Source organism: Pedobacter ginsengiterrae (assembly GCF_039537385.1).
In the GTDB taxonomy this organism is placed as follows: Bacteria; Bacteroidota; Bacteroidia; order Sphingobacteriales; family Sphingobacteriaceae; genus Pedobacter; species Pedobacter ginsengiterrae.
This window is the reverse complement of sequence record NZ_BAABAK010000010.1, coordinates 31,605-44,553: the sequence shown is the minus strand read 5'-3', so window position 1 is coordinate 44,553 and position 12,949 is coordinate 31,605. Positions and strand designations below refer to the sequence as shown.

Sequence of the window (12,949 nt, the reverse complement as noted above, 5' to 3'; positions counted from 1 at the left end):
AGTTTATACTGACAAATTTACAAAACTCATACAGGCTGCATAAACATTAGAAAATAACTACATCCATGAAAATTAATTTCTTTAAATATCAAGGCGCAGGTAACGATTTTATTTTGATTGACCATACCATGAGCCCATTAAAAGACATAGATAACGCCCTTATAGAACAGCTTTGTCACCGCAGATTTGGAGTTGGAGCCGATGGTTTAATGTTTGTAACCAAGCACGAAAATTACGATTTCGAAATGCATTACTTTAACGCTGATGGGAAATTAGGAAGTATGTGCGGTAATGGAGGGAGATGCATTGTTGCTTTTGCTAAACAACTGGGCATCATTGAAAAAGAAACAAACTTTTTGGCAGTTGACGGGCCACATTATGCCAGAATTTCAGAAAACGGAGAATGGGTAGATCTTCAAATGATTGATGTAAACATCATAAATAAGGATGGAGAAGCCTATGTTTTAAATACGGGTTCGCCACATTACGTCGCTTTGCAAAGCAACTTAAAAGATTTTGATGTTTTCCACGAAGGAAAAAACATTCGCTATAACGATACTTATAAAGCGGATGGCATTAACGTAAATTTTGTAGAAGATAAAGGCGATCATCTCTTCGTACGCACTTACGAGCGTGGCGTTGAAGACGAAACTTATGCTTGTGGTACTGGCGTAACAGCGGTTGCAATGGCTATGGCAAAACATAAAAACCAAAGCGGCCATATTAAAACAGCGATAAAAGTTTTGGGTGGTGATATTAAAATCGAATTTGACTACGATGGAAATACTTTTTCAAATGTATTTTTATGCGGCCCTGCAAAATTAGTTTTCGAAGGAGAAGTAGAGTAAATTTTTACTTGTTTTCATATTCTTTTGAAAATTAACATCTCATTTTCATGGCGGGCTTCAGTCCCGCCATTCGTTACAATCTTTTAAATAATTTCTGTCATACGGAGGCACAAAGCATCTGTTTCATCGCCTGCAGATGCTTCGTGCCTCAGCATAACGATATATTCAATTTTGCTGCAATATAAAAGTATTTTCACTGCTGTCGGGTTTAGTAACAATGGCATTTCCGACTAACGCAACTGGCAACTAAAAACAAGCAACATTAGGAATGCCACATCCATTAATGATTGTTAACTTTAGCCAAGAAAGAATAAGTGTGTACTTTTCACACTATCATTTTAAAAAAAAACGACCAAAATTTTCAACATTTACTGATATAAAAACTGTACGAAACAGCGTTTTTTAACACGTTTTAACATCTGTCGCAATTTATTTACACATCTAAAAAATACACAAAAACCAACTTAAGCAACTTCATAACAGCCGTTTAAGTTCATTTTAGCAAGGATTTACATGAAAAATAAATCAATCGATTGATTAAATGACAGAACTCGGACAGATTTATTTTTTTTTAGGCTCTATTTTTGGGCCGTTCAGACGATATTCAAAAAACATTTTGACTACGCCCTCAACCCCGGAAATTTAAATTTAAACACACACAAATAGTCCATGAGAAAAGTTACAACTCTCTTTTTCAGCATAAGCATTGGTATGCTTTTAGCGTCTTGCGGAAATAACGATGAAGCAAAAAAAGCAGCAGCCGCTGCCGCCGCTGGCCCACAGGGTTATCCAGTTTTTACAATCAATGCCCAAAACACAGAATTAAATTCAGACTATCCAGCTACAATTGAAGGTATTCAAAACATCGATATCAGACCAAAAGTAGATGGCTTTATTCAGAAAATATTGGTAGATGAAGGTGCTGTTGTTAAAAAAGGTCAATTACTTTTCACCATCATGGCTCCACAATACGAACAAGAAGTGAGAACAGCGAGAGCTGCAATTAGTAGCGCTGAAGCTGATGTAAACGCTGCTCAACTACAAGTTAATAAAACAAAACCTTTGGTTGATAAAGATATCATTAGTAAATATGATTTAGATGCAGCCCAATTAACATTACAAAGTAGAAAGGCTGCATTGGCACAAGCCAAAGCTTCATTGGCAAATGCACAGGTTAATTTAGGTTATACATCAATTACCAGCCCGGTAGATGGTATAGTGGGGAGCATTCCTTTCAGAAACGGGAGTTTAGTTAGTAGTTCAAGCACTCAGCCCCTAACTACAGTTTCAAACACGTCTAAAGTTTATGCTTACTTCTCCTTAAACGAGAAACAACTTTTAGATTTTTCTAAAACTTATAAAGGCAATACACTTACTCAACAAATGAAAAACATTCCTGCGGTGAGTTTAGTATTAGCTGATGGGACTGTTTATGCCCAAAATGGTAAAATCGAATCGATTAATGGCCAAATTAATACGGCTACAGGTTCTGCTAGTTTAAGAGCTACTTTCCCAAATCCAATTTTCTTACTAAAATCTGGCGGAAGTGCATCAGTAAGAATTCCTCAGCATGTTGAAAATGCAATTCTAATTCCTCAAAAATCTACTATCGATTTGCAGGGAAAAAAATTCGTTTATGTTTTAGGCGATTCGGCAAAAGTGATCAGTACTGAAATTCAGATTATGGATTTAGCTAAGGATAAATTCTACGTTGTAACTAAAGGCTTAAAAGCAGGAGATAAAATTGTTTTAGAAGGTTTCCAATCGTTAAAAGATGGGGTTAAAATTAAACCTGAAGAACAAAGTGCAGATTCAGTTTATGCTGAAATTAAAAAATAATGTAATCAGTGCAATCACACGAATTAGTGTAATCAATATTAATTATGTTTAAGAAATTTATAGAAAGGCCGGTTCTATCAACGGTTATATCCATCATCATCGTAATACTCGGTGTTTTAGGTTTAGCCACTTTACCGGTTTCACAATACCCTGAAATTGCTCCTCCAACTGTTCAGGTTTCTACCTCATACCAAGGTGCAAATGCCGATGTGGTTATGAATAGCGTTGTTGTTCCGCTCGAAGAACAAATAAATGGTGTTGAAGACATGACTTACATGACCTCTTCTGCCAGTAACGACGGTACGGCAACCATTACCGTAAACTTTAAATTAGGTACAAACCCCGATTTAGCGGCTGTAAACGTACAAAACAGAGTTGCAAGAGCAACAAGTTTGCTCCCTGCCGAGGTTACCAGATCGGGTGTAATTACGGCGAAAAGACAGGCGAGTAATGTGTTAATTTTTGGTATTTATAGTGATGACCCATCTTATGATCAGAAATTTTTACAGAATTACGCTAACATCAACATTATCCCTCAAATTAAACGTATTAATGGTGTAGGTGATGCAAGTGCGTTTGGCCAAATGGACTATACCATGCGTATTTGGTTAAAGCCAGATGTAATGGCAACTTACGGCTTAGTTCCCAATGATGTGAGTGTTGCATTAGCAGAACAAAACGTTGAGGCTGCGCCAGGACAATTTGGAGAACAAGGCGACCAGGCATTTCAATATACTTTGAAATATTCGGGTAGGTTAAAAGATGAAAGTCAATTTGAAAACATCATCATTAAAGCCGATGCGAGTGGACAAATTCTTCGCTTAAAAGATGTAGCCAGAATCGAAATGGGTGCGTTAAGTTATGCCAGTTCAGTTAAGTTTAATGGTAAACAGGCTTTAGGTATTGCGATTAATCAAACTGCTGGTTCAAATGCAAAAGAAGTAATCGAAAACTCAATCAAAACATTAGATGAAGCACAAAAATCTTTTCCAAAAGGCGTTCATTATACAACTTTGGTTAACGTTAACGATTTCCTTGATGCATCGATCGAAAAGGTAATTCATACCTTAATAGAAGCATTTATTTTAGTATTCCTGGTTGTTTTTATCTTCCTGCAAGATTTCCGTTCTACTTTAATTCCAGCAATTAGTGTACCTGTAGCAATTATTGGTACATTCTTCTTCCTTAGTTTATTTGGCTTTACTATAAACTTACTAACGTTATTTGCACTTGTACTCGCCATCGGTATTGTGGTAGATGATGCCATTGTGGTTGTAGAGGCTGTACACGCAAAATTGGATGAAGGTTACACCGATGCAAGAAAAGCAACGGTAGATGCAATGGACGATATCAGTGGTGCAATTATTTCCATCACCTTAGTTATGGCCGCCGTATTCGTTCCAGTAAGTTTTATTCAAGGTTCATCTGGTGTATTTTACAAACAATTCGGTTTAACACTTGCTATTTCAATTATACTTTCGGCAATTAACGCTTTAACGCTTAGTCCGGCATTATGTGCTATATTTTTAAAACCACATGCTGATGATCATGGTAAAAAGAAAAACTTCTTAGAACGTTTTTACGCCGCATTTAATACTTCTTTTGATGCTGTAACTGGTAAATACAAAAAATCAGTTGGCTTTTTATCGAGAAAAAAATGGATAGTTGGTTTAGGAATTGTCTTTTTCAGTGTTGTATTAATTTGGACAATGAATACAACTCCAAAAGGTTTCGTGCCTAACGAGGATTTAGGAACGATTATGTCGGATATTTCTTTACCTGTTGGAACATCGCAAGAGGAAACAAACATTGTAATTGCAAAAATCGACAGTATTGCACACGGCATTCCAGAAATTAAGAATTCGTTAAGAGTTGTTGGTCGTAGTATGATTAGTGGCTCGGGCAGTTCTTACGGTATGGTTATTGGCCGTTTAACGCCTTGGAATGAACGTAAACGTGATGTAAAAGCTATTATCGGCGAATTATTTGCCAAAACGGCTAATATTAAAGGTGCAAAAATCATTTTCTTTGCTCCCCCTACCATCCAGGGTTTTGGTACCAGTGGTGGTTTCGAATTTCAATTGCAAGATAAAACAGGTGGCGATATTAACAAGTTTAACGATATTGGAAATAAATTCCTTGCAGCTTTAGCAAAACGTCCTGAAATTCAATACGCATCAACTTCATTTAACCCTAATTTCCCACAATATCAAATTGATGTTAATGTAGCCAAAATTAAACAGGCTGGCATAACGGTTAACGATGTTTTGGGTGTTTTGCAAGGTTATTATGGTGGTGTTTATGCATCTAACTTTAATAAATTTGGTAAGCAATTCAGGGTAATGTATCAGGCCGATGCGCAATATCGTGCAAACCAGGAAAGCTTAACCAGTATCTTTGTAAGAAATAGTGCAGGGCAAATGGCGCCAGTTTCTGAGTTTATTACTTTAACTAAAGTTTACGGCCCACAAGCAATTTCACGTTTCAACTTATTTACCTCAATTGCAGTAACAGGTAACCCGAATGCAGGTTTCAGTTCTGGTGATGCTTTGAAAGCGGTACAAGAAGTAGCTGCAGAAAGTTTACCAGCAGGTTATGGCTACGAGTTCTCTGGATTATCGAGAGAAGAAATAAGTGGTGGAAGTCAAACGGTATTCATTTTCTTACTTTGTATAATCTTCGTTTACTTTTTATTAGCAGCACAATACGAAAGCTATATTTTACCATTAGCCGTATTAATTTCTCTACCTATTGGTTTAGCTGGGGTATTTGTTTTTGATAAAATATTCGGTGTCGATAACAACATATATACGCAGATTACATTAATCATGCTGGTAGGTTTGTTAGCCAAAAACGCAATTCTAATTGTAGAGTATGCGGTTGATAGACGAAGAAAAGGAATGAGTATTGTTAATGCTGCAATTGATGGGGCAACTGCTCGTTTACGTCCGATTTTAATGACATCATTCGCATTTATTTTAGGCTTGCTACCATTAATGCTTTCATCTGGTGTTGGTGCAGCGGGTAATAAATCTATTGGTACAGGTGCCGTTGGAGGTATGTTAATCGGAACAATTTTCGGTGTATTTGTAATACCTGCATTATTCATTGTTTTTCAGACTTTACAGGAAAAAGCAAGTAAAAAATCACCATTTAATAAAGGCATAGAGCACGAGCAAACACCTGAAGAATATAAGTTAGCTACGAATAATAGCAAACATTAATTTTAAGAATATATGAAATTCAATTATAAGTATTCCATTTTAATCGGTTTTACCATTCTTACCCTAAGTGCCTGCGTAACTAAAAAATACGAACGCCCTCAGGTTAAAAACGAAGGTTTGTACCGCGATAACAATACAACAGACACGGTTACGATGGCTGATTTGCCATGGAAAAATCTATTTTCTGATACCACTTTACAATCGTTAATTCAACAAGGGATTAACCAAAATTTGGATTTGAAACAGGCAATCGAACGCATCAAGATTTCTGAAGCTACTTTACGTCAAAGTCGTGCTGCATTTTTACCAAGTTTACAAGCAGATGTATCTGCAACCGATGCGAAACAATCTGCTGCAGCCTTAAACTTTCCAGCGGGAATTAACATCAATCTCGAAACGCAAACCTACAGAGCACAATTAAGCACTGCATGGGAAGCTGATATCTGGGGTAAATTAAGTAGTGCAAAAAGAGCCGCTTATGCCACTTTACTACAAAGTGATGCTGCCAAAAGAGCTGTACAAACTCAACTAATTGCAACCATTGCCAACAATTACTACACACTTTTGGCTTTAGATAAGCAATTGGCAATTACAGAGCAAACTATTAAAATTAGAACGCAGGATGTAGAAACCATGAAAGCGTTAAAAGAAGGTGCAGTTGTAAATGGTGCAGCTGTGGTTCAAAGTGAGGCAAATTTATATGCAGCGCAGGTTACACTTCCCGATTTAAAAAGAAGCGTTAAGGAAGCAGAAAACGCATTAAACGTTATTCTTGCACAAGCACCAGGAACGATTAACCGCACAACACTAGATCAACAAACACCTTATACCAATTTACAAACAGGTGTTTCAGCTCAATTGCTGCAAAATCGCCCAGATGTAATTGCGGCCGAATTCGGTTTCAGATCAGCATTTGAAAATACAAATGTTGCTAAAACTTATTTTTATCCCTCGTTAACCTTAACGGCTTCGGGAGGTTTATCGAGCTTACAATTAAACAATTTCTTTGATAACTCTATATTTTACAATTTAGTTGGCGGTTTAACACAACCTATTTTTGCTAAAGGGCAAAACAAAGCTCGTTTAACCACGGCTCAGGCTAATCAGCAAATTGCGTTTTATACTTTCCAGCAAGCATTATTAACTGGCGGACAAGAAGTTTCTAATGCTTTGTACGCTTATCAAACAGCTGCTGAAAAAGAAGAAACCAGAGCAAAGCAAATTGCATCTTTAACTAAAGCTGTAGATTTTACTAAAGAATTATTACGTTACAGTACGGCCACAAACTATACTGATGTTTTAACATCAGAACAGAGTTTACTTACCGCTCAGTTAAGTGGTATTAACGATAAATTACAAAAACTACAATCTGTTGTAAACTTATACCGTGCATTAGGCGGTGGCTGGAAATAAGCACCACAATAATTAATAAGCATTAAAGGCATTCTGAAAATCAGAATGCCTTTTTATTTTAGGTTAAAATTTTCGATTAATCAGCAATATTTTTTATTCCTATTTCGATTACTTCTTTTGATGTAACCTCAAAATATTGTAAGTTTAAAGTTTTTTAAGCGCTTAGCTTAAAAAAAAATTTATTCTCATCAATGTTACGCGTCGATAGCTCCAAAACATGTAAAGTTGTGTACTCTTTGTGCAAACATGAGTACTTAGGCTATTTAATTGAACCTCATGTAGTTCAACTCAATCCGCAAGGCGATTTTTCTTTTACTTATCAAAGAATTTTCACTCATACTGCAGAAGAATTTCACGCATGTTTAAGCGAAATCGATTATAAGCTGATTAAAATTTTAGATGATATTGAGCAGGATTCGCTCATTAAAAAGTATTATAAAAAATTAATCAGACCCACTGAATTTTTCACAAAGGTTTTCGACGATAAGTTTTACGATAGTGTTCGTCCGAAAATTGAGAAAAAACTTGCCGAAGCTTTAGAATTGCTAAAAGTTAAAGAAGAGTTATACTTAATGGATAAAGATGGCTGGCCAGTAGAACGTAAAATAGAATTAGCCGCAGAACCAGCATCAATCCTATTTCATTTCCGCAGAAACGAAACAGAAACCCGCTATTTCCCAACTATAAAGTATCAGAATTTGCGCATCGAATTTATGTTCAAGGAAGCACAAATTGTAAGCAATAAACCAGCATGGTTATTACTTAATGATGTTTTATACTTTTTTGATCAGGACATTGAAGGTAAAAAACTTCAACCGTTTTTAGCCAAAAGATATATTGCTATACCAAAATCTACAGAAGCTACGTATTTCGAAAAATTTGTAGCGCCACTAATTGAGAAACATCACGTATATGCTGAAGGTTTTGAAATTAAAACCGAACAATATGAGGCTATTCCAGTTGTAAAGGTTTTTTACGTTGATGGCGGTTTATCTCAAATTCAACTTTATTTTAAATATGGTGAATACATTTTTCCTGTAGAAAATGCCCATAAGGTTACCGTCAGATTAGAAAAAATTGGTGATAATTATATTTTCCATCGCATAAAACGTTCGGCCGATTGGGAAAAAAAACAGCTTAATTTATTGCTGGCATTAGGCTTAAAAAAAACAAGTGCATTGTTCAGTAATTTAGAAGTTACTTCTGCCGATGAAAATCCAAGCTATGCAGCTATAAATTGGGTAAACGAACATATCGAAACTTTAGAAGCCGCGGGTTTCGAAATTGAACAGGCCACAGGCCAGAAACGTTTTGTTTTCGGCGCAAGCAAAATAGATTTAGAAGTTAAAGAAAGTAACGATTGGTTCGACATTAACGCCGTAGTTTGGTTTGGGAAATATCAAATTCCTTTTCTTTCTTTAAAGCAACATATTCTTCATAAAAGAAGAGAATTTACTTTGCCAGATGGTGAGGTTGCGATTATTCCAGAGAAATGGTTTTCGCAATACGGCAGTTTATTTAGCCTTGCCGAAGCTGGTAAAAATTTAAAACTGAAGAAACACCACATCGGTTTAATAAACGATTTGGCCGAAGATAGTTTAGCAAACATTACGCTCGAGCGTAAATTGCAACGTCTCAACGATTTCGAAGATATTGCTGATACCCAAATGCCCGTACATTTTAAAGGTAGCCTACGCGATTACCAAAAGGCAGGTTATAATTGGTTCAGCTTTTTACGCGAATATAATTTTGGCGGTTGTTTAGCCGATGATATGGGTTTGGGTAAAACCATTCAAACACTGGCTATGCTGCAAAAGGTTAAAGAAGACGACCAACTTGCATCAACCCAAACAACTTCTTTAATTATTATGCCTACTTCGCTAATTTACAACTGGCTTACTGAAGCAAAAAAATTCACCCCTAAACTTAAAATTTTAGCTCATACTGGCACAAACAGAAATAAAGATGTTGCCAATTTTGCTAACTATGATATTATTATAACGACTTATGGTGTTACCAGGGTAGATGTTGATGAACTTAAAAACTTCTATTTTAACTACGTTATTTTAGATGAAAGTCAGAACATTAAAAACCCTTCATCAAAATCATTTAAAGCGGTAAGAAGTTTAAAATCACGACATCGCTTAATTTTAAGTGGTACACCTGTAGAAAATTCTGTTGGCGATTTATGGTCGCAATTAACGTTTTTGAATCCAGGTTTATTAGGCACACAGGCTTTCTTTTACGAAGAATATGTTCAAGCTATAGAAAAGAAAAAAGACGAAGAAAAGGCTAGAAAACTCCAATCGATTATTAAACCTTTTGTACTTCGCCGAACAAAAGAACAGGTTGCGGCCGAACTTCCTCCTAAAACGGAGCAGGTAATTTATTGCGATATGAGCGAAGATCAGGCAGCTTATTACGAAAAAACAAAATCAGCATATCGCAATGATTTATTGCAAAGCATGGATGATGGAACTTTTGCGCAAAAACAAGTTCAGTTATTACAGGGTTTAACTGCGCTTCGCCAACTGGCTAACCACCCAATAATGATTGATTCTGAGTATGAATCCGATTCTGGAAAGTTCGAAAACGTAATTCATACTTTGGATAACGTTTTAAAAGGCGGCCACAAAGTTTTAGTTTTTTCGCAGTTTGTAAAACACCTCGATATTTTTAAAAAACACTTTGAAAAAGAAGATATTCCTTTCGCGTATTTAGATGGCGCAACCAGAAATCGCGGTGAAATTGTTTCTGAGTTTCAGCAAAACGAATCGTTAAAAGTTTTCCTGATTTCAATAAAAGCAGGCGGTGTTGGTTTAAATTTAACCCAGGCAGATTATGTTTTCATTTTAGACCCATGGTGGAACCCAGCAGTAGAACAGCAAGCTATAGATAGAACACATCGTATTGGCCAGGATAAAAAGGTATTTATCTACAAATTTATTGCAAAAGATACCGTTGAAGAGAAAATTTTAGCCCTACAAAACCGTAAGAAATCTTTAGCAAATTCATTAATTACTACCGAAGAAAGCTTTTTTAAATCTTTAAGCAAAGAAGATATAAGGGATATTTTGAAATAGATTTTTACTGTTACCAAGATTTAAATTCACTTCATTTAAAACTCAATCAATTTCAGTTTGTTATAGTAGAAAAACATCTACCATCATGACAAATCAAGATTTAAATACCACATTAAATAACATAAAAGAGGCCTGGAAATATCCAGAGCTTTACGAAAACGTTTCAAAATCCGAACGTTGGTTATCGGGCGCTGTTGGAACCTACTTACTTTACAAAGGTTTAACAGGGTTATTTTCTCACCCAGTTATTGCAATTACTGGCGCAACAGTTGGTGCAGGTTTATTGTATAGAGGCATTACTGGTTACTGCCCTGTAAAGGATGTAAGTAATCAACAGCAAGAGGATTTAACAATTGATGAAATTATCATCAATGAAACGTACGTTGCCGACGACTTGGCGTAATAAATTGAATACTAAATTTTCATTTATTAATAAATCGATTAACTTTAGAGTGTTAATCAATAGTTATGAGCAAATACGCATTATTTTTTATTCCTGCATTTTTCACAATTCAGGCAATGGCACAAGATAAGAAAATAGATCCTGCCAAAGATCCAAAAACAACTGAAGTTTGGGAGCCTGTTCCAAAATCTGTTACTCCAGGCAATTTACCTCAGGAAGCTCCATCTGATGCGATCGTTTTATTTAACGGAAGAAATTTGGATGCCTGGCATTCTGTAAAAGACCCATCCAAACCAGCTACATGGACAATTGATGATGGTTTTTTCACTGTAAAAAAAGGAACTGGCAATATAGAAACTAACAAAAAATTTACCGACTACCAGTTGCACATGGAATGGAAAATTCCTGCAAACATTACTGGCGAAGGTCAGGCGAGAGGAAATAGCGGTGTATTTTTAGCTTCAACTGGTGGTGGCGATGACGGATATGAAATCCAGATTATGGATGCATATAACAACAAAACTTATGTAAATGGCCAAACTGGAAGTGTTTACAAACAAGCAATTCCATTAGCCAATGCCAATAAAAAACCTGGTGAGTGGCAGTATTACGATATTATTTGGACTGCACCACGTTTTAATGAAGATGGTTCTTTGAAAAAAGAAGCAAGTGTAACTTTGTTTTTAAATGGTGTGCTTTTACAAAACAACTTCATATTAAAAGGAGAAACAAGATATATTGGTGCTCCACAATATAAAAAACATGGTCCAGCATCAATTAAATTGCAAGATCATGGCGATCCAAGCCCAGCAATAAGCTTTAGAAATATTTGGGTTAGAGAGCTTTAATCTTTACATAAAACATGATTTAAAACCTGCAATATTTAAACATTGCAGGTTTTTTGTTTTCTAAACTAATTAGCTGATAATTGTATTACAACTTTATTGAATAATGAATAAAGGCAGATTAGAAGCATTTAGTGACGGTGTTATCGCAATTATTTTAACCATTATGGTATTGGAAATTAAAGTACCGGAAGGCGAAAGCCTAATGACTTTAAAACCGTTAATCCCTAAGTTTATCAGTTAGTTTTAAGCTCTATTTACGTTGGCATTTACTGGAATAACCACCATCATTTAATGCATGCCGTTAAAAAAGTAAATGGACAAATGCTTTGGGCAAACTTAAACTTCCTTTTCTGGCTTTCCTTATTTCCAGTTGCAGCTGGCTGGATGGGCGAAAATCACTTCGCACTTTGGCCTGTTATTGTTTATGGCCTTGTGTTATTTCTCGCTGCTATTTCTTATACCTTATTGGTTATTGTGATTAAAAAAACCGAAGGCGAGAGGTCACTCGTTGTTCAGGCGATTGGTAACGATTATAAAGGCAAAATTTCTTTACTGTTTTACATTGCAGGCGTAGGTTTAAGTTTTATAAATCCCTGGTTTGGTGTAGCGCTTTATTTCTCGGTAGCTTGCGTATGGTTTATTCCAGATAAAAGAATTGAAAAAGCTATGCGTGAAGATGGTTTAACTGACGAAGATTTAAGTTAACGACCAATCCTTGCTGGCTACCAACAAACCTAGAAATATTTAGCTTGGATAACTGCAAAACAAATTTTTACACTGTTTCATAATACATAAGCTCTTCATCACTGTTAGGCATGTTTATGTATTTTCGAAAAGTTAAACCCAATCTTTCAATCAGTTTCTGGGAAGAAAAATTGTCTTTTGAAGTAATAGCAGAAAGTTTTTCTAAGCCAAAATCGCTTGCAACAGCTGCCTTTAATTTAGTTGCCGATTCGTAAGCGAAACCTTTTCCTTCATATTCTTCAAAAAACGAAAAGCCAATATCGAGAACCTCTAAGCCTTCACGCTCAAAAATACCAACTGCGCCAATTTTTTTACCATTTGATTTTAAACTTACCACGTAATTGCCAAAACCCAATTTTTCTATTTGTGCTAAAAACCTGTTTTTAATATAATCTTCGGCAGCTGCTTTGGTTTTTAAATTTCTATCGCCTATGTATTTTAAAAATTTCGGCATATTGTACAGCTCCAAAAAGAAATCTGCGTCGGTTAATGCTGCAGGTTTCAAAATCAATCTTTCAGTCTCGTAGTTTTTCATTTTTTAAAAATA

Annotated in this window: 10 protein-coding genes; 9 read left to right on the top strand and 1 reads right to left on the bottom strand. The window is 35.7% G+C overall.

Going from position 1 to position 12,949, the window contains the following annotated elements; translation table 11 throughout:
• Positions 1-65 precede the first annotated feature (65 nt).
• The 9 genes from dapF to ABD692_RS09635 all read left to right on the top strand — a co-directional run bounded on the left by dapF (position 66) and on the right by ABD692_RS09635 (position 12,363).
• Positions 66-848, top strand: a complete 783-nt coding sequence (dapF, locus tag ABD692_RS09675) for a diaminopimelate epimerase (protein WP_344766597.1) — start codon at positions 66-68, stop codon at positions 846-848.
• Positions 849-1,517: 669 nt separating this feature from the next.
• Complete coding sequence (locus tag ABD692_RS09670; protein ID WP_316755745.1) at positions 1,518-2,687, top strand: efflux RND transporter periplasmic adaptor subunit; 1,170 nt, start codon at positions 1,518-1,520, stop codon at positions 2,685-2,687.
• A gap of 44 nt (positions 2,688-2,731) precedes the next feature.
• Positions 2,732-5,911 carry an efflux RND transporter permease subunit gene (locus ABD692_RS09665; protein ID WP_344766595.1) on the top strand — a complete coding sequence of 1,060 codons (3,180 nt, stop codon included), beginning with the start codon at positions 2,732-2,734 and terminating at the stop codon, positions 5,909-5,911.
• Between the two features lie 12 nt (positions 5,912-5,923).
• Complete coding sequence (locus ABD692_RS09660) at positions 5,924-7,324, top strand: efflux transporter outer membrane subunit (RefSeq protein ID WP_316755740.1); 1,401 nt, start codon at positions 5,924-5,926, stop codon at positions 7,322-7,324.
• Positions 7,325-7,515: 191 nt separating this feature from the next.
• Complete coding sequence (locus tag ABD692_RS09655) at positions 7,516-10,407, top strand: DEAD/DEAH box helicase (RefSeq protein ID WP_344766592.1); 2,892 nt, start codon at positions 7,516-7,518, stop codon at positions 10,405-10,407.
• An 85-nt stretch (positions 10,408-10,492) separates the two neighbouring features.
• Positions 10,493-10,810: a YgaP family membrane protein gene (locus ABD692_RS09650; RefSeq protein ID WP_316755735.1), complete on the top strand. Its 318-nt coding sequence runs from the start codon at positions 10,493-10,495 to the stop codon at positions 10,808-10,810.
• 65 nt (positions 10,811-10,875) lie between these two features.
• Positions 10,876-11,658 carry a 3-keto-disaccharide hydrolase gene (locus ABD692_RS09645; RefSeq protein ID WP_316755734.1) on the top strand — a complete coding sequence of 261 codons (783 nt, stop codon included), beginning with the start codon at positions 10,876-10,878 and terminating at the stop codon, positions 11,656-11,658.
• 103 nt (positions 11,659-11,761) lie between these two features.
• Positions 11,762-11,899 (top strand): TMEM175 family protein, encoded by a 138-nt coding sequence (locus ABD692_RS09640; protein WP_344766588.1) that lies wholly within the window; start codon positions 11,762-11,764, stop codon positions 11,897-11,899.
• Between the two features lie 50 nt (positions 11,900-11,949).
• Positions 11,950-12,363 (top strand): TMEM175 family protein, encoded by a 414-nt coding sequence (locus ABD692_RS09635; protein WP_344766586.1) that lies wholly within the window; start codon positions 11,950-11,952, stop codon positions 12,361-12,363.
• 67 nt (positions 12,364-12,430) lie between these two features.
• Here ABD692_RS09635 and ABD692_RS09630 read toward each other — a convergent pair whose 3' ends face one another.
• Positions 12,431-12,937, bottom strand: a complete 507-nt coding sequence (locus ABD692_RS09630; RefSeq protein WP_344766584.1) for a GNAT family N-acetyltransferase — start codon at positions 12,935-12,937, stop codon at positions 12,431-12,433.
• Positions 12,938-12,949: the final 12 nt, after the last annotated feature.

Coding starts and splice junctions, on each gene's coding strand:
- dapF (WP_344766597.1), top strand. CDS start 66: ATGAAAATTAATTTCTTTAAATATCAAGGCGCAGGTAACGATTTTATT.
- ABD692_RS09670 (WP_316755745.1), top strand. CDS start 1,518: ATGAGAAAAGTTACAACTCTCTTTTTCAGCATAAGCATTGGTATGCTT.
- ABD692_RS09665 (WP_344766595.1), top strand. CDS start 2,732: ATGTTTAAGAAATTTATAGAAAGGCCGGTTCTATCAACGGTTATATCC.
- ABD692_RS09660 (WP_316755740.1), top strand. CDS start 5,924: ATGAAATTCAATTATAAGTATTCCATTTTAATCGGTTTTACCATTCTT.
- ABD692_RS09655 (WP_344766592.1), top strand. CDS start 7,516: ATGTTACGCGTCGATAGCTCCAAAACATGTAAAGTTGTGTACTCTTTG.
- ABD692_RS09650 (WP_316755735.1), top strand. CDS start 10,493: ATGACAAATCAAGATTTAAATACCACATTAAATAACATAAAAGAGGCC.
- ABD692_RS09645 (WP_316755734.1), top strand. CDS start 10,876: ATGAGCAAATACGCATTATTTTTTATTCCTGCATTTTTCACAATTCAG.
- ABD692_RS09640 (WP_344766588.1), top strand. CDS start 11,762: ATGAATAAAGGCAGATTAGAAGCATTTAGTGACGGTGTTATCGCAATT.
- ABD692_RS09635 (WP_344766586.1), top strand. CDS start 11,950: ATGCATGCCGTTAAAAAAGTAAATGGACAAATGCTTTGGGCAAACTTA.
- ABD692_RS09630 (WP_344766584.1), bottom strand. CDS start 12,937: ATGAAAAACTACGAGACTGAAAGATTGATTTTGAAACCTGCAGCATTA.